We start from the raw sequence: 24760 nt of genomic DNA, 5'->3' as shown, positions 1-24760 counted from the left end.
CCATACCGTAAACATATTATACCATTATTTTAATTTTATGTGTATTTATTTATGATATTTCATCTATTATTAATTTAATATGTAATTATTTACAATATCCTAGCTCGTAACTATATAAAAAATACCGTCCACCCAAGGTGAACGGTAATGATTTAATTTTGTTAAAGCTATTTTTTATAAATTTATAATTTTGAAAAACCTGAACCCTCTCTTCTGGGATAAGTGGACCAATTACTTTGATTTTCCTTTTTCCTGTATTTAAAATATTATCACAGCAAGGTTTTGGACGCCCTCCACTTAACTGTTGAAGCATGCATTGAGAACACTATATACAATTTTAGATATCCTCGCCCATTTTTTACGTGCTTTTTTCGCCAACTCAATGGCAATGCGTAAAAAATATTCTTCTGTAAATGACATATAAAACAACTTCCTTATAAAACCTTAGTAATTAAATTGGCTTTGTAAATGTACATTTTCTTTTATTTAATAAATTCTCTAGGCGAATTCTTAAGTTTACCATCCATTCAGGTTCATTATTCCATTTTTCTTCTACAGATTGTAGCAATCGCACATATCCATATAAATCACTATATCTTCTGAATATAGGTAATAATTTAAGCATACCATCGGAAATATCATACTCGCCGCGGTAGCCTTTGATAAATTGATTTATTGCGGATTCTACTTGTTCTTCTAGCATATCTTCTGTAATTTCGTCTATTGATATTTGAATATCCAGTGCATACCAATGATACATTGCATCATCAAAATCTATAGGGTTATAGCTTTTCGTAACTTCATCATAAAATACGTTGTCAGGTTCAAAGTCATAATGGATAAGTCCAAAATTCTCTTTTGTAGTAAGTAGCATTAAAAAGTAATCTTTAAGCATATAGAGCTCACTTTTAGCAGCTGTTTCATCTGGAAAAGCTGATAATACAGCTTCCATCCAGTCTATTTTTTCTTTCCAGTCATTACGTTTATTATTTACTGGTTTATATTCACTGCTTAGTTTATGCAATTTTCCTAATGATTTACCTAATCCGAAGATAATATCATCTGTCAAAGGGATTTCACTTAATTGTTTACCAGATGCTTTCTTAAATGCAACCGCATAGTATATCCCCCAAGGTGTATTTACTTCCTCAAGTTCATTACCAGCTTTAGATAATATAGTGTCTACTGCAGGATAGCCACTATTTCTTAAAAATCTTAAAAAATCAAGTTCAGCAAGGATGCTTTCCTTGGATTTTTCTTCAGCAGATGCAAATCTAAGAAAAAAAGTATTACCTTGATTTCTACACCAATAAACTGCATTTGATGAGATCCTATAATAATTTAATAAATCAGAATCTACATTATCACTTTCCCAATTACTAAGTACCATATGGGCTAAATCTTTATTATTAAACAAATACTTTAATTTTAACATTCAACATAACCTCTTTTCTTATTTATTTTATTTAATTTATTTTTTCTACTGTTGTCATAGCATTTTCTAGTATCTTTTAGAGTCTTCAATTCATTCAATTGGCTTTTGTAGCTATTGAATCTTTCAATAGTTAACTTTCCATCTTCAAGGGCTGTCTTAATTGCACAGCCATCTTCTTTTTCATGAGCACAATCCCTGTATCTACATTGATCAGTTAAAGAGTAGATATCTTGAAAACTTTCAGAAAGTATATCTTCATCAGCCCATAGCTGTAGTTCACGAATTCCTGGAGTATCTATAATTGTGCAGCCTGAGCTATGCTGTAAAAGCTGAGAACCCGTTGTGGTATGCCTACCTTTTCCATTAGAGCTACTTATTGTATTTGTTTTTAGTATTTCACCACCCAAAAGATAATTAATGACAGTAGACTTACCTACTCCAGAGGAACCAAGAAATACTATTGTCTCATTGCAACATAAAAATTTATCAAAGATATCCATATTGATATTATTTAATACACTTATGGAATAAACAGCTATACCCTTAGTAATGACATCTATTTTTTCTATATAATCAGATACATTATTACAAAGGTCACATTTATTTAAGAGTATAACAGGTGTTACTCCGCTACTACGAACTAAGGTAATATATCTTTCGATTCTACCTATATTAAAATTATCATCTAGACCACTTACAATAAATGCCGTATCTATATTTGAACCTATAATTTGTTCTTCTATATTTCCTCCAACCAGTATACCGTTTTTCATTTTTCTTCCGCCTGATATAGCAAGTTTACGAGCAAAGTAACTTTTTCTTGGTAATACAGCGTATATAACAGCCTCAGTATCATTAACCATTTTAATTGCCACCCAATCACCAACTGCTGGATAATCTTTTTTCACATCTGCATTATACATAAACTTACCGCTCAATTTACCATTGAAACTTCCTTCTTCAGAACATACAATATAGTTCCCTTTGTGCTGATTTATGACTCTTGCGGCCCAAAACCCTTTGTCTAAATAGGGTTCAAATTTTTTTTGAAAATACGTATTCCATCCTAACTTTTCTAAACTCATAAAATCTCCTTCTCTGTTGCACCCCAAAATTGGTTTGCTGAATTTTAAGCTTAATGTGAGTTTGAGATAAAGTTACTATGAAGGTTCGAATAAATTAGCATTACCTTCACCTTATAAATTGAAAAACATTTCATAAAAAAGTATATAAAAATACCACAGCAGGATTAACCTACTGTGGTATACCTAATATTTGGGCACAAAAAATACACGCTAACCCGTACCGTGCAATTTAATGCTAACTATTAAGGCTGAAAGGTTAAATCAAAGTTGTTCAATAGGCATAACAAATAAAAGGTACACTAAGTACTCTTTAAAAACCTTTTGAACCTATATGCAATTATTTCGAAAACACCTCATATAACTTTTGCATAAAAAAAGATCCACTCCTTTCGCCTCAGTTTACTGTTAAACTTTAACCATAATATAACATATGTTTAATTAAAATACAATAAAATCTTAACACTTGAATATTTACAATATATTACTTACCCCTATTTCTTTTCAATAACAATATGTTCAGTTTCATCTTTGTTTTTATTCATTTGCATAATCATATTTTTAAATTTCTCCGCTACTTCCTCTTTTTCTATTAATAATTTATTAATTCTATCATTAAAGCTTTCTTGCAATTTCTGTATTTTTAATTGTTGTTCCTCTTTTAATTTTAAAATTTCTTTCTCCATTTGGAAACTTGTTCTTTCCCTCTGCATTTCAATATCTTGATTAGCTTTAATTTCAAGTTCATCTATTTTACTTTTGTTTATTTGCTTTAACTCATCTATCTGTTTTATTAATCTAGCTTCTTCATCATTTTTATTTGCTAACTCATTCTTTAATTTCATATATTCATTTGTTGATTTATCCTGCTCTGTTTTAAGCTTTACAATTTCATCTTTGTATTTAATATATTTTTCATTGGTTTCTGTTAGTTTTGAAATTTTTTCCTCCTGCATATTATTAAGGGTTTTTAAACTCCTAATACTTTCTTGTAGGTCTTTGCTTATATGCTTTGCATCAGATAGGTCTTTTTCCAGAGCGTTTATTTTTTTATTCTCTTCTTTTAACAATGTAATCTCTTCTTTTAGTTTTTGAAGGTCGTTATTCTTATCTACTAGCTCATTTCTATGAATATTTTTTACTTCTAAGGCTTTAATATTATTTCTTTCTACTATGTTTATGTATATATCCGCCATTCTAGTGGTTATTGTTTGTAACTCCTTTATATCCTCGGACATATTACTGTCTTCTTCTCTTGCTCTATTTAATTCGTAGTATTTAACTACTTGCTCCATGAGTTCCTTATTATTTATACCTTCACTTTGGGCCAATTCGTTAAACTTTTGTTTTAATTCATCACTTATTCTTACGCTTAATATTGCATCCATTTCTTAAGTCCTCTCTTAGTTCAGTATTTTCTATGATTAATAGAATAAATTTAATCTTTTTTGTAACTAAATTCCATTTATACTTGAATACGTCTACCACTTGCTAAAATATTTATATAAACACTATAATTGCTAGCATATTTGGGTTCAATAATTTATTTATATCAATAATTGAAAAATGCTTAGTATATTATATAAAATTCATTATTGTAAACATTAGTATGCGTTTGTATACAGTATATTTATACATGTATACATAATGTTTACTTTATAAGTATACCATAAAACTTTAAAAAATACATATAAAATCAGTAAAAAAGCATGATTTAAAGTAAAAACAAAACCATTCAATATAACTTTTATTATATTGAATGGTTTTTTTGAAGCATATGATGAAAATTTATAAGTATTATTAATTTACTAATATATTAAATCAATAAGGACATAAGAAAAATATATATAGTAGCTTAAAAACTTTGTACTCAAAAAGAGGAAGTGCCTTATAATAGACTATTTAAACAGATTCATGGATGAAACTATAAATACTGAAGAAAAATTTTTGAACTCCTTATAAAATCATTATAATTACCTAGTATTATAAAACTATAGCAAACGAAAGAAAGAAAGTCATATAAATAAGGAGAGATTATCATGAAGATAAAAAAAATATTGATACCTTTGTTCACAGTTTTATTTTGTACACTAGTAATAGGGTATTTTGCAAAAGATATAATAATTAAAAAAGTAAGAACCTATGAAATTAAAGATAAAATTGTTTGCAAAGTTAATGCCAAGAATGCTACTCAAATCAGTTATAAGGAAGTAACCTATCAAATTTCAAATGTTTCATTGAATCAATCTAAAATTGGGGGATGGAACGGAATTATTGACCGAGTGGTAGTTCTTGATAAAAAAAATTGTATACTTTCGCAAGAAGAAATTTATTCATCTGCTACGTTAACTATAAAGGATATGATGGAGAATCTTCCCAAAGATGCAAAGTTTATTGTTTCTTTTCAAAATGTTTGTTCAATAAAGGGTACGGACAATAAAGAAGCCATTGCCGTTCAAATCAATAACAGCTTTTATAAAGCTATTCCGGCAATAACAGGGTTTACTGATAAAACAGCAATTACATATGAAAAAGAGGCTTATTCAGAATAAAATACAATTTGTTATGAAAATTATGGATAATATAAGTTGATTTGATAATATTTTGACGTTATACTGTTTATTGACATCAGAAAGGAGTGATGAACATGGCAAAAATTTTGGTTATTGATGATGAGCCAGATATTTTGGCTTTAATTAAAAATATTCTTCAAAAAGATAATCATTTAGTAACTACAGTTGTAAATCCTGAAAAAATTTTAACTAACGAATTCATAAACTTTGATTTGATTTTACTGGATGTTATGATGCCGGGTATGGATGGCTTTACTTTTTGTCTAAATATTCGAGATATTGTGGACTGTCCAATTATTTTTCTTACCGCAAAGACCACTGAAATAGATATCATGTATGGTTTAGGGATTGGTGCTGATGATTACATTACGAAACCATTTGGCATGGGAGAATTAAGAGCTAGAGTAAATGCTTACTTAAGGCGGGAAAACCGTGAAAAACGCAGTACTCTTTGCGTATCTGGAGTAAAGTTTGATTTAGCCGGTAAAGAAATTTTAGGGGATGATAAGAAAATCCCCTTAACAAAAAGTGAATATAACATCTGCGAGTTTCTTGCCAGAAATCAAGGACAGGTTTTTTCAAAGGATAAAATATACGAAGTCGTTTATGGGTATGATGGTGAAAGCGATAGTTCAGCTATTACTGAACATATTAAAAATATAAGGGCAAAGCTGGCTATTTTTGAACTATTGCCCATTGAGACTGTTTGGGGGATAGGATACAAATGGAAATAAAGAAAAAAGCTTTTACCCTAAAGATAGTCTTTTTTAAGTATCTATTAACTTTAGGAGTTGCATTTATTCTTTTCGTCGGACTATATGTGGTAATTATAGATCTATGCACAAGAAATGGTGTGATTCTTATACCGAGTTATAGTGAGGATTTGGCACGACGAGCAAAACCGTTGCTTGCTAAAGCACCAAAAATTACAGATAATATGATACCCTATGGATGTAAATTTGCTGTTTTCGATAAAAAATATAAAGTTGTAAAAACAAATTTAGAAGGTCAGACCTTACTGAGTGCAACAGAATATGCTAAGGGTACTTACCCTAAAAGTGGTAGTAAAAAAAGCTATTATTTTATTGAAAGGCAGGATGGTTTTTGTGTTTTGCAATACTATGTTCAAATGAGTGTTAAACGTCAAATTATAACTAATTGAAACGTCATTTTATTTCTATTATTAGTAGGTGATTTACGTCAGATTATCTCTAAAAAATCACTTTATGAATAAGGAAAAATCATTTTATTAATATAATTTCTTTTAGCCGGCAGGCTACTTTTATATAAAAAATGAGTAGCAATAATAGCTACTCAAGTATGTTAGTTTAAATCAATATGTTCAGCGACAGATTCTAGGGCGTGAGCCACAGTTATCGCATCTACTTTGTTCATAATTTCACATAAGCGTTCAGAGTTCCAAAACAAATCGTTTAAGGTAGAAAGATGACATCCTACATCATAATCAGGAATACAAGCGAAATTACCATAATTTGTTTTGCCTATAACTACAATAAATCCACTTCTACTTTCAATCTTAAACTCGTAATGACTTCCGAATTTAGTTAACTTAGTTATCATCCCAGACCAGCTTTCTATTTTTTTACCTGTTTTCATTGTACATTCAAATTTAATTGGCATAGAAAATCCTCCTAAAAAATATTCTACGGTTAACGAAGCGACATTTCATTGGCGGCAGCCATTATTGTGTCAGTGTCAATTACCGTTTTTTCGTGCTGTGCACCTATTATTAAGGCCTTTGTTAATATCATATTTAGACGTCTTATAGAACCAGTACAACTTCTGTATGCAGCTAAAATGGCATTACCATCAATTATTTCAGAAGAAGCACTTGCTAGTGATAGTCTCGAATGAATGTATTCTACAGCCTCAGTCTCTGAAAACCCTTCAAAATCATAATTTATTATGATCCTTTGCTTTAATGCTTCATGTATCTGTTTTTCTAAGATATTATTAAGTATAGGTTGACCTATTAAAACCAGTGAAAAACAGTCCTTTGAGTCCATAGAAAAATTCATGAGTAATTTTAAATCTTTCAATATATCATTACTTAAATACTGTGCTTCATCCCATACAAGTATGTAATGGACACCCTTATCACTGCTCATGTTTTCCATATAGTCTTTTATATTTTTAAACATGTCTGACTTGCGAGAGCAAGGTTCGAGTCCTAGTGAGATACAAAACTGCCGATAAAACTCAGCAGTAGTTACGGTAGTAAAGCAAAGATAAATAACCTTTGTTAAATTTGGATTAACTTTTTTCGCGAAACATCTTAGAGCAAAAGTTTTTCCTGATCCAGGCGAAGCCGTAAATAATCCAATGCCTCTAGTTTCATTAAGATAATCAAGTCTTGATATCATTTCTTTTAAATCCCTTGAGATATATGCATCTTTTTCTTTAATACCTTTTTCAAAAGGGTTTAAGGTCATACCATAAAACTGCTTAAACATATTTAACACCATCCTTTGAATAATCTATATTAAGTGGGTTTTTACGTTTGGTTTTACCATTTTCAACCTTGTTTGTTTTTCTAATGCTATATTTAATCTTTTCATAATAGATATAAGCACTGTCCATGTCATCAGGTAGATACCGCACTTCAACCTTCTGTTTTATAAATTGCATAGGTACATCATAAGATATTTTATCAATGCTTATAGTTGCATCATTATTTACTTTACGTTGTACGCGATTCATAAAACAATTATCTATCCATTCACTGTCAGATGCTACTTTTACATGAGCTAAATCGCTCTTATATCTATCAATAGGACGCTGTTTTGTAGAAGAATGAATAGTTATGTTATGCTTATTAATATAGGTGAATAATTCATCATTTAGCTCCGCTAAGGAGGAAATGGATTCTACGTCTAAAGCATTTAGCCATCTGCTTTTTAATGTCCTGAAATTCCTTTCTACCTTCCCTTTTGATGCACCGTCTCTTACCATTGTGTGAAGTTCTACTATTCCAAGGGAACCGCAGATAAGGCTTAATTGCTCATTTTTGTAGGGAGAACCGTTATCCAAGTAAATCTTATTGGGAATTCCATACCTGGCTACCGCCTCTTTAAGTACTTTTTGAAAGTTATAAGAATTATCATTGTAAAAGAATCTACCGCCTACTATTAGCCTTGACTTATCATCTATTAGCATAATTACATACGTACGTCTACGCTCACCATTTTCAGTTATAAATGGCCCGTAGCATGTGTCTCCCTGAAACATTCCAGTTGCAAACTCTTCTTCAAAAGCTTTTCTGTCTTTCATGTTGATACATCTAGCAGATTTAAGGTCCTTGTTTTTTATAAACCGCTGAACTGTTGAAATTGATACATCCTTTTCTTTAATAAAGCCATCTTCGATGAGTTTATAATATATAAGCGTAGCATTAATTTTAGGAAAGTTGTTTTTTAAATTGTATATCTGCTCTATGGCTACATCACTTAGTTTTCTGGTTTGACCTATATCGCTACGCGTCTTCGGAAGGAGGGAATCAAAACCAAATCTATTATATTCTGATTCCCAATTAGAAAGTGTTCCTGGGCTATACAAAACTGAATTACCGTTAGGTAATTTTACAGGGTTAATAGAAACACGTCTATAATAAGCGATTTTAGATTGCTCAGTAAAAGTATTATTTATAGCAGGGGCTATTAGTGCTAATCTAATAGATGCTATTTCGATTATTTCTTTGTTATTCATTTATTATCACCTCTAGAAAAATGTTATCATATAGGTATTTCAATGACCATTATCGTATTAAGTGGTCTGCCTAAATTAAAATTAAAAATATATGCTTATAGCTAAACTATGACGTTCCTTGAAAAAACGATGAACCATTTTGCTTGAAAAATTGTATTATGAAGTCCTCAAGTTTATCAAAGGAACTATTTATGATATGCTGCACAAAACTTAAGTTTGAAATGAGCTTGTCCTCTAAAAGTCCAAGCCATATCTGTTTATGTTCTTTAAACTTCTTTAAAATTCGATAGAATGTAGATATAGCAATGCCATAATGTTCGCACATAGCTTCCACCGAGTGATATTTATGTACAAGATAGTCATGGATGAGGTAAACGGTGAATTTAAAACTAAATGACATATACGGCACAATTACCGAAGGTAGGAGGGCGTGGGTACGTTTACATGATGAACAAATATATCTAGAAATGATGATTATATTATCTTGAGCAGTATTATTATTATTATTATTATTATAAGTCACAAGATGGCGGTTGTAAGATGCAAATGGAGATAACGCATGTTTAGCTCCACAAACTGGGCATACCAACGCCGCTATATTCAACGTTTTCATATGCTCATCAAAAATATTTATCTCATTTTTAAAAGAAATTTGCTTATAACACTTGCATAGTTGTGAAAATAATCTTATCATAATAATTAGTTGTAAGAGCTATTGCTCTTATCTTAAGGGAAGAACTTTTGCTTTGGTCGGCTTGGGGTTCTTCCTTTTCCTTTCTCTAATTTTAATAATAATCATAAAATAAGCTCCTGATGATGTCAAGTCATTAGGAGCTTTTGTAATAGAAATAATGTGCTTATTAAAAAAGCAATTAATAACTAGATAATTATTAGTATTATAGTTATAATTTGACTTAGGAATGCAGTTTCATAAAGCTATATTTTGACGCACTACAAAATGAGCTACAGGTCTGATTTTTTAAATCAACATTTTCTATCTCCGGAAACCATTATGATTGTAACCTTTATAATCTTATATTTTTCCATTGTTTTAATCATTACCACTATTTATGCAAAGAATCTAAATAAACATCTAAGGCCCCTTTTGCAAGCTACTGAAAAAATTAAGGAACAGGATTTGAACTTTGACATAAAATATTCAGGAATCAAAGAATTCAATGATGTGCTTTTATCAATATCGGAGATGAAAACAGAATTAAATAAGTCTTTGAAGCAGCAATGGAATCTTGAACAAGCAAAGAAAGAGCAGATTTCCGCTCTTGCCCACGACCTTAAAACCCCATTAACCATTATCAGTGGAAATGCTGAATTACTGTTTGATTCAAGATTAAATAAGGAGCAGCAAGAATATACTGATTATATTTTAAAAAATACTGGGCAAATCCAGAAGTATATTAAAACATTGATTGAAATTTCAAATTCAGAAAAAGCTCTTTTCTTGCAACCAGAAAAGATAGATTCCGAAAATTTTATTAATATAATTCACGATCAGCTTGAAGCACTTGCAAATACCAAGGAACTTAAAATTGAATTTACTAAAACTGATCTTCCTAGGTCAATTATGGTTGATAAGTCTCTGCTTTACCGTGCCATTATGAATGTCATTTCAAATGCGGTGGATTATTCCCCTAATAGCGGAAAAATTTATTTTGAAGTGAAATCTTTGGATAATGAAATCCACTTCATTACAACAGACAGTGGTAAAGGTCTTTCAAGGGAGGATATCAAATCTGCCACAAAACAATTTTATATGGGCGATAGTAGCCGAACATCGAAAATTCATTTTGGGATAGGTTTGTACATTACCCAATCATTTGTAAACCTTCATGGTGGAAGCCTCCATATCGGTAACTCATCTGTCACTGGTGGTGCAGAGATAACAATAGAGATTCCAATTTGCAAATAGGATAATGGCGGCTTTTGCAAAAAAAACATAAGTTTAGAATGAAAATACTGAAAAATCAGTGTTTTTAATAATATTTCAGAAGAAAAGCCCCCACTCCTCTATAGGGTAGATTATATTATAAGTGGGGGCTAACAAGTAATAATTGATATATAAATAATAAGTGTACTTCAATTATGATTCATTAACTATCCTACAATTATTCTCCATTTCATTTATAGTATGTGCCTTTTTCTTTTTCTTTTTTTATTGCTTATTAATTATTGTTTTTTTCCTATACTCATCATTCTTGGACTCAATACTGGCTGATTTTCCATAAGTTTTGCAATTTCCATTAGCCTTTCTTTCTTTATTGGATTATCTAGACATTTACCCAAATCTCTAATATTCCAAGCAGTTCCTAGTATTCCAACTGTTTTTTCTACTTTAAAACCACTTTCTACTAACTCTTGTTCTATTTCTTCTGGCAAGTGAAAATACGCTTTTAAAAATGATTTTATTTTAGGCGGATTATTATCACTTACTCCTGTTAAAATTTCATTTTTAATAACTGAAAAATAGATGTCATCAAAAATCAAACTTTCAGATAGTCCATAATTCATGCCTGCGTATCTTGTTATTGTAAATGCAAGAAGTTTTCCTTCTTTTTTTAAGACTCTATAGGCTTCTTTTAGAACATTTATTCTATCATTTTTGTCTGCTAGATGATATAAAGGTCCATGAAGCATTACTAAATCTGCTGAATTATCTTTAAAAGGTAATTTTCTTGCATCTGCAACAATGCAACTTATTAGTGGTTTATGATTCATAGCTTCTTTATTAGCGATTTCAATATGTTTTGGTGTAATATCAATTAAATGTACATTATAGCCCAAATCCACGAGCCAAAATGAATATGGACCAGTTGCTCCTCCAATATCATAAATTTCAATATCTTTATTTTTACAGTTTTCTAAAATTAATTTTTGTGTGTATTCTTTTTCAAATCTTCCAAAATCATCTTTTAGTCTATTTTCTTCTTCAAAATCTACATAATTTTCAATGATTTCCTTTGAAATGTTATCCATTTGCATGCACCCCTTTTTTTATTTATTTAATTTTGTTCTCTTATACTCTAATTTACAAATACATCTTTAAAGTCTACCTATTTCTACGTTATTATTACAGTATTTCATTGCTTCTTTATTTATCAAGTTCATACAGGACAACTTCCGCTTGATTAATTGTTAATATATAGAAATAAGCAAAAAAACTCTCACCCCCAAGATTTTATAATCTTAGGGACGAGAGTAATATTCGCGGTGCCACCCTAGTTCGTTAATATGTTACCATGTTAACCTCTTCAAGTACGGTATTATTTATACTTATACTTTAGTTCTATAACGTGAACATACGTCACTGCCTCCCCTTTAGAAAGATTCGGAGTGAAGCTCAAAGGCTTGTTTCACTAAATGATTCTTTGCTCCATTTCAGCTACGGGAGCTCTCTTTAAAAGAAGTCATTTAATTACTCTTCTTATCATCGCAATTGCTTATATTGTTTTTTTTGTATTATTTTACATTATAGTACAACATAAATTTAAAATCAATAGAAAAATTAAAAAATATGAAAACTTGTTTTTCACCAACACTTAACTGCTCAAATTTTCAACATAATTCCAGTTAAGCTATTTTTGTAATTTTCCGACTTAACAATTATTTGTTGTTTCTATTTTATGGATTTACTGATAAACTTAGTATATAATTATCATTACAAAACGTTTACAAAATCATGTAAATTGTAATGTACTAATTTATTACTAAAATATACTTGTGCAGAGGTATAGGGCAATTAATAATTGCCAATACACTAAAAGAAATATGGGGGGATAATTTAATGAAAGTTTCAATGTCGAGTTTTTTAATGAATCAAAAACCTATTTTGAAAAAAATAGTAAACCTTCTTTCTGAAAACTATAAATATGTATCAATCTTAGGCACAGATACTAAAGGCAAAATATATAACGTACAAAAAACTGGTATAGATTTAAGCGACTCACACTGGTGTGAACGTGGTTTTGTTATAAGGGTTCATAACGGTATAAACTATTCTGAGTTTTCTTTTAATGAAATCAATGAAAATAACTTAAATACTATAGTGGATGAAATACACTTAAAAATGGCCAAAACTCTTGAAAGACTAAAAAATGCCTCAATAACCATAAATACTTATGAATTAATAGAGGAAGCTTTAATCAAAGATCAGTTTTTAGGTGAAGTCACTACTCTTCCTTCAAGTTTAACGTCAAAAGAAAAAATAGAAAAAATGTGTTCTATTAAAGATTCTGCTTTAAGTTATTCAGATTTACTTGTAGATTTTAAGGTAACTTATCATGAGGTTCACGTGTCAAAAATATTTATTTCTAATAATAAAGAACTAGAACAATCATATATATGGAGCGAAGGATATTTGGTAAGTATAGTCCGTAGAGATGAAAATACTAAATACGCCCATGCATCTTTCTCTGGTTTAAAGGCAGTAGAATTAATTGATGAAATGGAAAATAACATAGAAAAAGTGATAGATACTAGTATAAAACTTTTAGATGCGATGAGCGTAATACCAGGCGAATATGAAGTAATATGTTCTCCTGAAATATCAGGGTTAATTGCTCATGAAGCTTTTGGCCATGGAGTAGAAATGGACATGTTCGTCAAAAAAAGAGCAAAATCTATGGAATATCTAGGTAAAAGCGTGGCATCAGAATTAGTTACAATGCATGACGGCGCTGCAGCTGCTAGTAATATGTCTTCTTATTTGTTTGATGATGAAGGAGTCCTTGGAACAGATACTATTGTTATAGAAAAAGGTCAACTTAAAACTGGAATTTCTGATATATTATCGGCTCTTAAGCTAGGAACTACACCTACCGGTAATGGTAAAAGAGAATCTTTTGAAAGAAAAGCTTATGCAAGAATGACTAATACCTTCTTTACTGCGGGAAATGATACTTTAGAAGATATGATAGCGTCTATCAAACACGGGTACATTTTAGACGGTACCATGAGTGGCATGGAAGACCCTAAGAATTGGGGAATCCAATGTATGATACTTCAAGGTAGTGAGATTAAAGATGGAAGATTAACGGGTAAAATAATCTCTCCTGTAATTATGACAGGATATGTGCCAGATGTTTTAAAATCCATATCTATGCTATCAGAAACCGTGGAACTTTCTGGTTCTGGTGCTTGTGGCAAAGGTTATAAGGAATGGGTTAAGGTTTCAGATGGTGGCCCATATATCAAAGCAAAAGTGAGGTTAGGATAATGATAGAAAGAATAAAAAAACTAATTGCTGAATCTGTAAAATTGAATAGTTTAGAAAAAGATAGTATTAAAATGGATGGTTTTAAAATAATAGAAAATAAAATAACTGCAAATGAACTTTTCTTTGTAAAAAAAGGATTAGATATGTATAGAGCTAAAGATGTTCATAATTTTAATATAACAATATATAAAAACTTCAAGGAAGAAGACGTAATGTATACAGGCTCCTCTTCAGCTATAATTCATCCTACTATGAGTGATGAAGAAATCCTTCAGGTTATTGAAGAAGTTTCCTTTGCAGCAAGCTTTATAAAAAACAAATATTATCCTTTGGTTGAACCTTCTAATAAAGTTCAGCAGGAAATAACAAGTAATTTTTCTGAGAAGCCACTGAGCGAATGGCTTCCTACACTAACTGATGCAATCTACAATTCAGATACTTGTGATAAAGGAGGTATAAATTCTTCTGAAATCTTCCTTAATAAAGTTTATACACGTATTGTAAGTTCTACTGGAATAGATGTATCTTTCACCACATATAAGGGGGAAATTGAATTTATAACCAATTGGAAGGAAGATACTGAAGAAATCGAACTGTACACGCACCTAGATTTTTCAGATATGGATTATGATTTGATAGATGAAAAAGTAAAAGAGATGCTTATTATTAGCAAAGAAAAAGCAATTGCATCCCCTACTCCAGCACTTGAAAAGTACAACGTATTACTTAATGGAACTCCAGTAATAGAACTATTAAGCTATTACGTGTCACAAGCTTCTGCTAAGACTGTATACAATAGAATGTCTACTGCAAAACTTGGTGAGAACATTCAAGGTGATGATGCACAGGGTGATTTAATAACTCTTACTTTAGATCCTTTTATGAAAAACTCAACAAACTCTTCCCCTTATGATTCTAATGGTTTTCCTGTGAATTCTGTTAAGATATTTAATAGTGGTGTTTTAAACAGATATCATGGAGATTTGCGTCATTGCCATTATTTAAATATAGAGCCTACAGGCAATATATCAAACTTTATTATTGAAGGTGGAAAACATTCAATAGCAGATTTTAAAATGGATCCATACCTAGAAATAATAGCTTTTTCCGACTTCCAAATGGACACTTTAACAGGCGATTTTGCTGGAGAAATTAGGCTAGGCTGGGTCTTTGATGGTACAACCACTACCCCAGTTACAGGTGGTTCCGTGTCAGGTAATATTAAAAAACTTCAAAAGCAAATGTATTTATCAAAAGAAATGCAAAAGGATAATAACTTTATAGGACCTAAAATTGTTAAACTATTAGATGTAAGTGTAGCTGGAATAGCATAAAACTTTGCTTTTTATGAACATTAACAGCAGCTTTATCATAGAATTTAATAATAGTAATTTTATGGAGCGTAATATGGAATTTTTTAAAACAAGTAAGTATTCTAGAATAAATGCTGTTAATTATGCAAGGACCTATGCACTACATCCAAACCCTAGCTTTAGGTACTTCCCTCTTATTGATAATGAGACAAGTGGGGATTGTGCAAATTTTATATCTCAGTGTCTACTAGCTGGTGGAGCACCTATGATTTATAATGGCTCACATCCTTGGTGGTACAACAAGGCTAATACCTTAAGTACAAAGGATGACACCTGGTCTGTGACCTGGACTGTAGCACATTCCCTTTATTGGACATTAAAGGTTAATGAGCAATCTAGTGCCACCGCAATTAAGGGTCTTGAAATATATGATACTAATTTGCTTGAATTAGGCGATTTGATATTTTTCGAAGGTAATAATGGAAATATATTTCACTCAGCTATTATTACCTCTTTTAGATATGGGCAGCCTTTAGTTTCTCATCATTCTTTTGAGGCCTTAGATATATATTATAAAAATTCTTGGCCAGCAAAGCGTGTTCATTTTTTTAAAATAAGTTTGTAAAAATAATAATTTTATACTTTAGATACACATAAAAAATAACAAGCCAAAAATGCTAGCATAATGACTTGTTATTTTTTTATGTAAATTTCAAACCAACGTTATAAATTCAATATTATAACGTTAAATATATTTGTTTTAAACGTTGTATTTTAACTTAATAGTACTTATAATAGTAGTATAGCATAAATTTGGAGGTGAATTGTTTGATTAATAAAACTACAATAGCAGATATAGCATCGGCTTTAGATATCTCAGCAATATCTGTGAGCAGAGCGCTATCAGGCAAAAATGGAGTTGGAGAAGAATTAAGAGAAAAAATCACACTTAAAGCAAAAGAAATGGGATATAAAAAATCTATAAACAAAAATACTTATAAGATTTTGGTACTTCATCAAAGACCTCTTATCCAAGATAATAGTAATTTTACTTATATGATACAGGGAATTGAACGCGCTCTTCAAAATAAGGATATATCTTATCACACAGAATTTGTCGATAAAAATAACCAAGATAAGATGCAACTTCCATTTAAATTATTAAAAGAGAATAATTTTAACGGTCTAATTTTCATTGGGAAATTTGATGATAACTACGTTGGTTTTCTAAAAGACAAAATTAAAAATTACATTTTTTATACAGGATATTCTCCCTCTTGCGATGTTGACAGTGTTTGGTTTAATTATAATAATGGTGGATATAAGCAATGCGAGTATTTAATTAAAAAAGGACATGTGGATATTGGTTTTTTAGGAAGGCGCAGTATTTTGTTTCGGAATAAAGAAAAGGTACTTGGAATAACTTCAGCTCTTGAAGACTATGAAATACCTATTCAAAGTGAATTCTTTACTTATATTGAAGAAAATTTCGAAGAAAATTTTGAAGCCTCAGTTATGAACTTACTAAAAGATAAACATAGGCCCTCAGCAATTATATGCCAAGGAGACTTTATAGCCGTGAAATTAATTAATCTCCTTTATAAAAAAGGAATCAAAGTTCCAGAGGATATTTCTATTATTAGTAGTGGCAATACTGAAATGGCATCGCTAACTATGCCTCCCCTTACAACTTTAGATTTAAACATTGAATATTCCTGTGAAATAGCAGTGGAGCTCCTTTTGAAAAGGATTAATAACCCTGATAAACCTTGTGAATGCATAACTATAAACAGCACTTTAATTTCAAGAGAATCTGTTAAAACCTTAACCACGTTTCAGCATTCCAGGTGATGATTAATTAAAATTTGTAAAGGAGAGAATTAAATGGGAAAGAGCATAATAGTAGATTTTATTAAAAAGCACAAAATATCATATATTATTGGCATTCTATTTATGTTTTTAACATCTTATATTCAGTCGTTTTTCCCTAGAGTTCTAGGTGATACCATTGATATATTAGGAAGGTCTAATTTTAATTTAAGTCTTGTGAAAATCAAAATAATATACATACTTTTAATTACTACGGGCACTTTTATAAGTACTTATGCATGGAGAAATCTAATTGTAGTAAATGGTAGAAATCTTGAATGTCATCTTCGTGAAAAATTATATAGTCATTTTCAAAAACTGTCTCCAGAGTTTTATAACAAAAGGAAAACCGGAGATTTAATCGCTTACGCTATAAATGATATTTCTGCTGTAAGAATGACTTTGGGGCCAGCAACAGCCATGATAATAAATGGCATTGCTATCTGTAGCGTTTCTGTATATTCCATGTCAAAGATTATGAATCTAAAATTTACTTTAATGATACTAATGCCAATTCCCTTTATCATATTTTTCATGCTAAAAATAGGAGGACTAGTTCAAAAGCGATTTAGAGTTGTTCAAGAGAACTTTGCATCTATATCTGGCAGAGTTCAAGAAAATATATATGGAATTAGAGTAATAAAGTCTTACGTTCAGGAAGAAGCTGAGTCTAAGAAGTTTGAGATATTAAATGATGCAATGATGGACTCTAACATTAGTATGGTAAAAGTATCTGCCTCGCTCTCCCCTGTAATTGAGATTTCTTTTAGTATAAGCTTTGTTATGAACCTTATCATAGGTGGAAATATGGTATTAAATGGAGGCATAACTCTTGGTGATTTTATCGCCTTTAATGGATATTTGACCATGATTATGAGACCTATAATTTCCATTGGAAGAGTTATAAATATAGTTCAAAGAGGTATTGCTTCAATAAAAAGATTAGATGAAATATTTAATGTAAACCCCGAAATTTGCGATGGAGAGAAAATGATAAGTACTAATATTGAGGGTGAAATAGAATTCAAGAATCTGAGCTTTTCTTATACAGGTTCTGCCAGAAATGCTTTGCAAAACATTAACCTTAAAATACCTAAGGGCTATACCATTGGAATCACAGGAAAAACCGGTTCGGGGAAAACCACCCTAGTAAACTTATTATTAAAGCTTTATATGCCATCACCAGAAGAAATATTTATTGACTCAGTAGACATAAATGACTATAACCTTGCAACACTTAGAAGTAGCATTGGGTATGTGCCCCAAGACAACTTCTTGTTTTCAGCATCTATTAAAGAAAATATAAAATTTTTCAAGGACATATACACAGATGACCAAATTGAAAAGGCTGCGATTATAAGTTCTATATATGAAAGCATTATGGATTTCCCCAAGGGCTTTGATACCAACCTTTCCGAACGCGGTGTTAATTTATCAGGTGGTGAAAAACAACGTATTTCTATAGCAAGGGCCATAATTCGTGATCCGTCAATACTAATTTTAGATGACTCACTATCGGCTGTGGACACTATTACTGAATCTAAGTTACTTAAAAATATAAAAAAGTGCAGAGGTGGAAAAACCACAATAATTGTTGCACATAGAATTTCTACAATAAAAGACGCTGATTTTATTATAGTCTTAGATGAAGGCAATATATGCGAAAATGGAACTCATAATGAACTCATAAAGAAGGGAGGCCTATATTATGAAACCTACAAATCTCAACATGAAGAGATTGAAAAAAAATCAGAGTGGGAAGTTTCATAAAATCAATAGTATTAAAATACTCTTATCCTTAACAAAACCATACCTTAATAAGATAATTCTAGCTGCATTATGTGTAATGATTGTAAATGCAGCAGAACTTTTAAAACCATATATATTAAAGCTTGTTATTGATGATTTTTTAATAAAGAGAATATCACAAAAGGGTATCTATTCTATAACATCTATGGGGCTATTATATTTTGCTGTTGTTGCTATTGGTGGGTTATCTTCTTTTGCGCAAGTTAATTTAATAAATAAAGCTGGTCAGGAGATTATGAGAAATTTAAGAAGAAGAGTATTTAGAACAATACAATTTCTTCCACTATCCTATCTTGATAAAACTTCCTCAGGAAGACTCATAACTAGAGCCACAAATGATGTGGAAGCACTAAGTGAAATGTATACTGATGTAATTATTAGTCTATTTAAAGATGTTTTCTTACTTATAGGGATAGTATATGTTATGCTTGCCCTTGATGTAAAATTAGCTCTTATATCATTTTCTGTGGTTCCTATGATGTTTTTTATTATTTTTCTTTTGAAAAATAAGATTAAGAATAATTTTTCAAAAATGAAAAGTCTAATAGGCAGAATTAATGGATTTATGGCTGAGAACATTTCAGGAATGAAAATCATACAAATATTCACAGGTGAAAAAGAAAAAAATAATGAGTTTCTAAAATTAAATGGCGAGTATTTAAAAAGCACATTATTTCAAGTTAGGATGAACAGTATATTAAGACCCGCAGCGGATGTTTTCCAAAACCTTGCAGTAGCAATTATACTATGGTATTCCATGAGCAAAATTGCAAATCATACTATAGAGATAGGTGTGCTTTTCGCTTTTACAACCTATATAAAACAATTTTTTAATCCAATTTCTGATCTTGCGGATAACTATACTACTATCCAATCTGCTTTGGTTTCTGCAGAACGGATTTTTGAACTCCTAGATGAGGAAGATTCTCTTGAAGATTTAGATGAGGGCAGGAGCATTGAAAATTTACAGGGAGATATAGAATTTAAGAATGTATGGTTTTCCTATAATAATTCAGATTGGACATTAAAGAATCTTTGTTTTAAAGTTAAAAAGGGAGAAACTGTTGCTTTTATAGGAGAAACTGGTGCTGGGAAAACTACGATAATAAGCCTCATAAGTGGATTTTATAAAATTCAAAAAGGTGAGATACTAATAGATGGAATTAACATTAATGATATAAAAAAAAGGGACTTAAGAAAAGCTATATCCGTTGTGCTTCAAGATGTATTTTTATTTTCAGGAGATATAAAATCTAATGTTATATTAAATGATAATATAAGTGAAAAAATATTAACCAAGTCCCTTAAAACTACCTGTGCCTTAGACTTTGTAAATGGACTGACCGGGGGAATACACTCACCTGTTATGGAAAGAGGCGCAACTTTTTCATCAGGGCAGAAGCAGCTTTTATCATTTTCTAGAGCTCTCGCTCATTCACCATCCATATTTATATTAGATGAAGCTACAGCCAACATAGATACACATACTGAAAAGCTAATACAAAAGGTAATTGAAGAAATGGCTCAAGATAGGACCACACTTATTATTGCACATAGGTTATCAACCATACGAAATGCAGATAAAATAGTGGTGCTAAAACATGGAGAAATTATAGAAGTAGGAAATCACCATGAACTTATGCTAAGTGGTGGATATTATAAAGATATGATACAAGATGATACAAAGATTGCAAACTAATATAAAAGCGGTATGAAAATGCTACTTTAGAGAATGTTTATAGATTTGTGTAAATAACTTTAAAGTGTATATCTAATTAGAAATTAGTATGGGAATTTACTGCTGTACTAATTTTTTACTTTTTAGTGTGGTAAAATAAAAAATATAGCAAGATTTACATCTCTGTAAGGCTTGCTATATCAACATTTGGTGACTCCGAGGGGAATTGAACCCCTGAGTCGTTAATTTGACTTTTATAACTTTCTGAAATCTGCTATAACTTATGTATATCAGGCCTTCCAAGGGTATAACATTCTAAACCTTTCTAACACTTATGTGGAAAAATAAATGAAAAAATCGTAATAACTTCTCTTGGCATTATTAAGAATAATGGGTAGTTGAAGAATATATAAAAACACAGAATTACTCCATTACTTTAGTAATTCTAACAGTTGTTTGTGTCGTCCGTTATGAAAGATGCGAACTAAGCATGACTCTCAACCACAATAAATGGTACCATCATCTCCTGCTTGGTCATTCCTGCATGATTTGATAAGAACCGTTTTGATTTAGGACTGTAGGCAATGCCTTGGTCCCCAATGGCAACTGCCAAAAAATCACCAATAAACTCCTCAAATTTTCTATGGGCTTGACCCTCTCCAAATAAATTTCCTTCTAAGACTTCCGCTTTGGAAAACAATAAAAAATCCTTGCCAAAGGCTTTGTAAAATTCCTCTTTAAACATTTCTCTAAACTCCTCTTTTACATAAAAACAGGTGGCTCTACTTTCAATAGAAATTGCTCTTACTAACATCTTTAAAAGATGAGGATGTTCGCTAACAAACCTATAGTTCAAATTAATATGCCCATGGTCTGCGGTTACAATAACAATAGTATCCTTTAGCACCTGGCACGTTTTTTCTACTCCCTCATTTAGTTCTTTCACCCATGAAGTTACTTCACTACTATAGCAGCCATATTCATGCATAGCAGCATCAGGTTGTGGGAAGTATGCATAAATATACTTGTTTCCAGCAAGATTACAAAGTCTTTCTACCTCTTCAAACATTTCAATATGTGATGAAACTTTATTGGTGCCAAAAGGTGATACACTGTAAGCTGTAGCATTACCAGTTTCATTGATAATATCATATACGCTTTTATAAGGGATTATTTTTCCAGCCACATGATAATCAGCAGCTTTTTCATCACTATCTCCCAGCGTGTTAATAAAAGCATTCACAATCTTACCTATTTCGCTAAAATATAAACTCCAGCCAAGCCACCCATGTTCCTTAGGCGTCAATCCACTTTCAATAGAAGTTGTTGCCGCAGTTGTGGTGGGTGGAAACACTGTAGATATTTCTGACACAAAATGCCTTCTCAAAAAACTTCCTTTATCAAGATGGTTTTCTAAGGCATCTACGCCTAGACCATCTAATAACATGACCACAACATTTTTATGATTTTTCTTTAAATAGTTATCAAATATTGTTAAAGTTTCATGATGGTTTTCTGCTCCATAATGTTTCAGTACTGAGCAAGCCAAATTCACGATAGAATTATTATAGTCTGGATGTTTTATGTCCATAAAGTGCCTCCAATCGTCTTCTTCAGATTTTGCATTTTGTTCTAACTGATTCCAAATGTGCCATTATATATAAATAAGCTTGATTATAAACAAGCGTTCTCTTTCCCATTATCTTTATACCCCTATTAGTAAACCCAGTAGATATTAAAATAATTTTTTGCTTCAAAATCACCATTTTCATCTTCATCCCCAATACGTCTATCTATTCAGCATCAAAATCAATAAAGTACTTTCTCTCTGGTGTATGTATCGTGAGGGTTGCTAAATTAATATTGTCCTCTAAAATATCCACTCTGTATTCGAACATGATATCATCATTTTGCTTCTTCATGAATAAGTAACTTCCTTCTTCTTGATCCTCGGCCCTATCACTTATTTCAGCGTAGATTTCTTCGCCACTGAATTCTCCAGGATATCCTGACTTTCTTATTTTTTCATCTATTGCTTTAAAAAACTGTTCCATTTTTTCGCTCTCCTTCTTTTTTAATATCTATTTCTCTTCAAATCAAGTATATACTATGCTTCTAAATAACAGTAGCCTTAATCATTATTAATTAATGATCAGAGCAAAACCTCACTTATCAAACTCACATGGCTCTCAATGACCTCTAGGCTAGTAATTACTTCATATTTTAATTATTCAATTAGATTATTATACCTTCAAAATGATCCATTTCATGTTGAATTATTTGTGCTATAAATCCAGTAAACACTTGCTTTTTCTTCCTCATCGTTAGCTTTTCTCTTAGCGTGTAACCTTATTTTATCAGATATGTTTAAACCGTGACCTGCAGGGAAAGTAATAATTTTCCTCAATACATTAATATTAACTAGTAGTGAATCAATATACTCATCAATTAAGTTTAATATTTGAGTTTCAGTCAAAGATGGTGGCAAAATTAAATCATCTTCTTTAAGATACTTTGACAGAATGATCTCTGAATTCATTGAGTTATCTCCATGGGCAACATCCTTTCTACAATAGTGTATTCGGAAAGGTAAAGCTATATATTTTAATACTCCGCACCAAACTGCACATTATAGACATTATTAAAACTATTAACTAACTTTAATTTTGATAACAGCAAATCAAGACAAATAAAAAAAAGGCTTTAGGTGACTCAAGGTATAAATGCTATAAAAGTGAAAATAACATAGGGTTCCCACGTAATTTTAAAAGACATGTTCATCACCACCATAGCGAATTATAGACATATCTTTTAAAAAGTATCCATTAGTTCAAATTATCATTTTAGTAATAATCTTTTCTTTTTCTTATATTCACGCTTTGTTATAGCTCCTTTGGCATATAGCTTATACCACTCATTAATTTGTTTGGTTTTTAGATCTTTATCTTTAATTATTTCAGTTGAATCTAACGCTATTTCTAATAATGAGTTATCTAATTCTTTATTATTTAATTTATCATAAATACCATTACTATCACCTAGTATTCCTGCAACCCCAACTATCAACAGATATGCACTTAGTGAAGCAATTATACATACAACAATTTTCCCTAAAGAGTCCGTTGGAAGTTTATCTCCAAAACCGATAGTTAATATGGTAACCAACGCGAAGTATGTTGAATTAATAATCCCATGAAAATTAAAGGCCTCTGGATCCAATTTAATTGTAATATATATCATTGCAATAGCATTAATATATATAATTACGAACCAGGTAATTATAATTAAAATCTTTGTTTCTAGGACACTTAATCCTTTTCTCTTAGGCATTATTGCTTTTTTATCTAATATACTTTTTTTAATACCAAAACTTATTAACAACAAAACAACTATCATTTGTAGGATAATAACAAAGATAAAACATAGAACAATATATTTGTTTAAATTTGTTTTTGTATTAAAGAGTATAAAAATAAAATATATATGGAATATAGGTAATCCCAAACAAATATTTCTAATAACATTTAACTTTTCATCCATTATGAAATCATCTGAAAACCATGTATGATACTTTAGCAAAACTACCATGAATATAACTAAAAAAATAAATAGCATTAAAATTGACACTAATATATACATAACATTGAAATTACTTTTTACTATATTTTTGATAATAGCTAATATAAATATTAGAAGTGAAAAACTAAAAATAATTGCAGATTTCTTTTTAAAGAATGTGTTAATAATATTTTTTAAAAATTCTTTTAATGATGCAATCTCGTATTTATATATTACAGTTAAAGACACTATAAATAAAAATACGGCTACTATAGCAAATATGCTTATCACTATTGTATACCACCATATCTGCATAATATCCCTCCTAATAATGCAATCATTGCATTTTGATATATATCCACAGAATATTGCTAATCAATCCCTCTATATATTTATAAAAAAATAAATAAAGCCTATAAAACTAAACATTAAATTTCAAACATTACCTATTTACAACTGAGATTCAAGACCAAGAGTAGTACATACT

General features: G+C 30.6%; 21 protein-coding genes, 1 pseudogene and 1 other annotated feature. Of the genes and pseudogenes, 10 read left to right on the top strand and 12 right to left on the bottom strand.

The genetic code is table 11. The features are described from left to right. Positions 1-451: 451 nt before the first annotated feature. The 3 genes from G9F70_RS12685 to G9F70_RS12675 all read right to left on the bottom strand — a co-directional run bounded on the left by G9F70_RS12685 (position 452) and on the right by G9F70_RS12675 (position 3905). Positions 452-1435 carry a phosphotransferase enzyme family protein gene (locus G9F70_RS12685; RefSeq protein ID WP_164947836.1) on the bottom strand — a complete coding sequence of 328 codons (984 nt, stop codon included), beginning with the start codon at positions 1433-1435 and terminating at the stop codon, positions 452-454. Further along, positions 1429-2520: a ribosome small subunit-dependent GTPase A gene (gene rsgA / locus G9F70_RS12680; protein WP_164947835.1), complete on the bottom strand. Its 1092-nt coding sequence runs from the start codon at positions 2518-2520 to the stop codon at positions 1429-1431. The genes G9F70_RS12685 and rsgA overlap by 7 nt, the downstream gene beginning before the upstream one ends. Before the next feature lie 491 nt (positions 2521-3011). After that, positions 3012-3905, bottom strand: coding sequence for a hypothetical protein (locus tag G9F70_RS12675; protein ID WP_164947834.1), 894 nt, complete (start codon positions 3903-3905; stop codon positions 3012-3014). Positions 3906-4556: 651 nt separating this feature from the next. Here G9F70_RS12675 and G9F70_RS12670 point away from each other — a divergent pair. The 3 genes from G9F70_RS12670 (at position 4557) to G9F70_RS12660 (ending at position 6252) form a co-directional block, all read left to right on the top strand. After that, complete coding sequence (locus G9F70_RS12670) at positions 4557-5069, top strand: NisI/SpaI family lantibiotic immunity lipoprotein (RefSeq protein ID WP_164947833.1); 513 nt, start codon at positions 4557-4559, stop codon at positions 5067-5069. Positions 5070-5164: 95 nt separating this feature from the next. Beyond that, positions 5165-5824 (top strand): response regulator transcription factor, encoded by a 660-nt coding sequence (locus tag G9F70_RS12665; RefSeq protein WP_164947832.1) that lies wholly within the window; start codon positions 5165-5167, stop codon positions 5822-5824. Next, positions 5815-6252 (top strand): hypothetical protein, encoded by a 438-nt coding sequence (locus G9F70_RS12660; protein WP_164947831.1) that lies wholly within the window; start codon positions 5815-5817, stop codon positions 6250-6252. Before G9F70_RS12665 ends, G9F70_RS12660 begins: the two co-directional genes overlap by 10 nt. Before the next feature lie 161 nt (positions 6253-6413). On the opposite strand, the gene G9F70_RS12655 is transcribed toward G9F70_RS12660, so the two are convergent. The 4 genes from G9F70_RS12655 to G9F70_RS12640 form a co-directional block, all read right to left on the bottom strand. After that, on the bottom strand, positions 6414-6731 hold the full coding sequence (locus G9F70_RS12655) for a DUF6618 family protein (protein ID WP_164948100.1): 318 nt from the start codon (positions 6729-6731) through the stop codon (positions 6414-6416). A gap of 29 nt (positions 6732-6760) precedes the next feature. Next, positions 6761-7564, bottom strand: coding sequence for an ExeA family protein (locus G9F70_RS12650; RefSeq protein ID WP_164948101.1), 804 nt, complete (start codon positions 7562-7564; stop codon positions 6761-6763). Then, a complete protein-coding gene (locus tag G9F70_RS12645; protein WP_220323210.1) occupies positions 7557-8816 on the bottom strand; it encodes a DDE-type integrase/transposase/recombinase in 1260 nt (419 codons plus the stop codon). Before G9F70_RS12645 ends, G9F70_RS12650 begins: the two co-directional genes overlap by 8 nt. Before the next feature lie 106 nt (positions 8817-8922). Continuing rightward, on the bottom strand, positions 8923-9510 hold the full coding sequence (locus G9F70_RS12640) for a DUF6431 domain-containing protein (RefSeq protein ID WP_224617393.1): 588 nt from the start codon (positions 9508-9510) through the stop codon (positions 8923-8925). Positions 9511-9774: 264 nt separating this feature from the next. On the opposite strand from G9F70_RS12640, the gene G9F70_RS12635 reads away from it, so the two are divergent. Then, positions 9775-10743, top strand: a complete 969-nt coding sequence (locus G9F70_RS12635) for a sensor histidine kinase (protein WP_224617549.1) — start codon at positions 9775-9777, stop codon at positions 10741-10743. Between the two features lie 257 nt (positions 10744-11000). Here G9F70_RS12635 and G9F70_RS12630 read toward each other — a convergent pair whose 3' ends face one another. Continuing rightward, positions 11001-11807 carry a class I SAM-dependent methyltransferase gene (locus G9F70_RS12630; RefSeq protein WP_164947531.1) on the bottom strand — a complete coding sequence of 269 codons (807 nt, stop codon included), beginning with the start codon at positions 11805-11807 and terminating at the stop codon, positions 11001-11003. Positions 11808-12016: 209 nt separating this feature from the next. Further along, positions 12017-12271 (bottom strand) — a binding site (T-box leader). A gap of 344 nt (positions 12272-12615) precedes the next feature. Between G9F70_RS12630 and G9F70_RS12625 the strand changes: the two genes are divergently transcribed. The 6 genes from G9F70_RS12625 (at position 12616) to G9F70_RS12600 (ending at position 20736) form a co-directional block, all read left to right on the top strand. After that, positions 12616-14046, top strand: a complete 1431-nt coding sequence (locus G9F70_RS12625) for a TldD/PmbA family protein (RefSeq protein ID WP_164947532.1) — start codon at positions 12616-12618, stop codon at positions 14044-14046. Then, positions 14046-15380 carry a metallopeptidase TldD-related protein gene (locus tag G9F70_RS12620; protein ID WP_164947533.1) on the top strand — a complete coding sequence of 445 codons (1335 nt, stop codon included), beginning with the start codon at positions 14046-14048 and terminating at the stop codon, positions 15378-15380. The genes G9F70_RS12625 and G9F70_RS12620 overlap by 1 nt, the downstream gene beginning before the upstream one ends. Positions 15381-15453: 73 nt before the next feature. Beyond that, on the top strand, positions 15454-15984 hold the full coding sequence (locus G9F70_RS12615; protein WP_164947534.1) for an amidase domain-containing protein: 531 nt from the start codon (positions 15454-15456) through the stop codon (positions 15982-15984). A gap of 203 nt (positions 15985-16187) precedes the next feature. Next, positions 16188-17210 carry a LacI family DNA-binding transcriptional regulator gene (locus G9F70_RS12610; protein ID WP_224617548.1) on the top strand — a complete coding sequence of 341 codons (1023 nt, stop codon included), beginning with the start codon at positions 16188-16190 and terminating at the stop codon, positions 17208-17210. Positions 17211-17243: 33 nt separating this feature from the next. Beyond that, complete coding sequence (locus tag G9F70_RS12605) at positions 17244-18998, top strand: ABC transporter ATP-binding protein (RefSeq protein ID WP_164947535.1); 1755 nt, start codon at positions 17244-17246, stop codon at positions 18996-18998. Further along, positions 18937-20736, top strand: coding sequence for an ABC transporter ATP-binding protein (locus G9F70_RS12600; protein ID WP_164947536.1), 1800 nt, complete (start codon positions 18937-18939; stop codon positions 20734-20736). The genes G9F70_RS12605 and G9F70_RS12600 overlap by 62 nt, the downstream gene beginning before the upstream one ends. Positions 20737-21199: 463 nt before the next feature. Here the strand turns inward: G9F70_RS12600 and G9F70_RS12595 are convergent, their stop codons facing one another. The 4 genes and pseudogenes from G9F70_RS12595 to G9F70_RS12580 all read right to left on the bottom strand — a co-directional run bounded on the left by G9F70_RS12595 (position 21200) and on the right by G9F70_RS12580 (position 24588). Further along, on the bottom strand, positions 21200-22306 hold the full coding sequence (locus G9F70_RS12595) for an alkaline phosphatase family protein (protein WP_164947537.1): 1107 nt from the start codon (positions 22304-22306) through the stop codon (positions 21200-21202). 202 nt (positions 22307-22508) lie between these two features. Further along, positions 22509-22769, bottom strand: a complete 261-nt coding sequence (locus G9F70_RS12590) for a hypothetical protein (protein WP_164947538.1) — start codon at positions 22767-22769, stop codon at positions 22509-22511. Positions 22770-22950: 181 nt separating this feature from the next. After that, positions 22951-23034: pseudogene (locus G9F70_RS12585) on the bottom strand (peptide deformylase); the annotation flags it as partial. A gap of 519 nt (positions 23035-23553) precedes the next feature. Continuing rightward, entirely contained in the window at positions 23554-24588 is a 1035-nt protein-coding gene (locus tag G9F70_RS12580) for a two pore domain potassium channel family protein (RefSeq protein WP_164947539.1), read from the bottom strand. Between the last annotated feature and the right edge of the window lie 172 nt (positions 24589-24760).

The organism is Clostridium sp. FP1, assembly GCF_011065975.2.
Lineage (GTDB): Bacteria > Bacillota > Clostridia > Clostridiales > Clostridiaceae > Clostridium_AD > Clostridium_AD tagluense.
Note: the sequence above shows the minus strand (reverse complement) of the source record. Positions and strands in the feature narration are given on the sequence as shown.

What these genes read in the sequence shown, in the direction of transcription:
- G9F70_RS12675 (WP_164947834.1), bottom strand. Translation starts at nt 3,905, where the DNA reads ATGGATGCAATATTAAGCGTAAGAATAAGTGATGAATTAAAACAAAAG.
- G9F70_RS12650 (WP_164948101.1), bottom strand. Translation starts at nt 7,564, where the DNA reads ATGTTTAAGCAGTTTTATGGTATGACCTTAAACCCTTTTGAAAAAGGT.
- rsgA (WP_164947835.1), bottom strand. Translation starts at nt 2,520, where the DNA reads ATGAGTTTAGAAAAGTTAGGATGGAATACGTATTTTCAAAAAAAATTT.
- G9F70_RS12665 (WP_164947832.1), top strand. Translation starts at nt 5,165, where the DNA reads ATGGCAAAAATTTTGGTTATTGATGATGAGCCAGATATTTTGGCTTTA.
- G9F70_RS12645 (WP_220323210.1), bottom strand. Translation starts at nt 8,816, where the DNA reads ATGAATAACAAAGAAATAATCGAAATAGCATCTATTAGATTAGCACTA.
- G9F70_RS12595 (WP_164947537.1), bottom strand. Translation starts at nt 22,306, where the DNA reads ATGGACATAAAACATCCAGACTATAATAATTCTATCGTGAATTTGGCT.
- G9F70_RS12590 (WP_164947538.1), bottom strand. Translation starts at nt 22,769, where the DNA reads ATGGAACAGTTTTTTAAAGCAATAGATGAAAAAATAAGAAAGTCAGGA.
- G9F70_RS12655 (WP_164948100.1), bottom strand. Translation starts at nt 6,731, where the DNA reads ATGCCAATTAAATTTGAATGTACAATGAAAACAGGTAAAAAAATAGAA.
- G9F70_RS12635 (WP_224617549.1), top strand. Translation starts at nt 9,775, where the DNA reads ATGAGCTACAGGTCTGATTTTTTAAATCAACATTTTCTATCTCCGGAA.
- G9F70_RS12685 (WP_164947836.1), bottom strand. Translation starts at nt 1,435, where the DNA reads ATGTTAAAATTAAAGTATTTGTTTAATAATAAAGATTTAGCCCATATG.
- G9F70_RS12630 (WP_164947531.1), bottom strand. Translation starts at nt 11,807, where the DNA reads ATGGATAACATTTCAAAGGAAATCATTGAAAATTATGTAGATTTTGAA.
- G9F70_RS12580 (WP_164947539.1), bottom strand. Translation starts at nt 24,588, where the DNA reads ATGCAGATATGGTGGTATACAATAGTGATAAGCATATTTGCTATAGTA.
- G9F70_RS12660 (WP_164947831.1), top strand. Translation starts at nt 5,815, where the DNA reads ATGGAAATAAAGAAAAAAGCTTTTACCCTAAAGATAGTCTTTTTTAAG.
- G9F70_RS12615 (WP_164947534.1), top strand. Translation starts at nt 15,454, where the DNA reads ATGGAATTTTTTAAAACAAGTAAGTATTCTAGAATAAATGCTGTTAAT.
- G9F70_RS12620 (WP_164947533.1), top strand. Translation starts at nt 14,046, where the DNA reads ATGATAGAAAGAATAAAAAAACTAATTGCTGAATCTGTAAAATTGAAT.
- G9F70_RS12670 (WP_164947833.1), top strand. Translation starts at nt 4,557, where the DNA reads ATGAAGATAAAAAAAATATTGATACCTTTGTTCACAGTTTTATTTTGT.
- G9F70_RS12600 (WP_164947536.1), top strand. Translation starts at nt 18,937, where the DNA reads ATGAAACCTACAAATCTCAACATGAAGAGATTGAAAAAAAATCAGAGT.
- G9F70_RS12640 (WP_224617393.1), bottom strand. Translation starts at nt 9,510, where the DNA reads ATGATAAGATTATTTTCACAACTATGCAAGTGTTATAAGCAAATTTCT.
- G9F70_RS12605 (WP_164947535.1), top strand. Translation starts at nt 17,244, where the DNA reads ATGGGAAAGAGCATAATAGTAGATTTTATTAAAAAGCACAAAATATCA.
- G9F70_RS12625 (WP_164947532.1), top strand. Translation starts at nt 12,616, where the DNA reads ATGAAAGTTTCAATGTCGAGTTTTTTAATGAATCAAAAACCTATTTTG.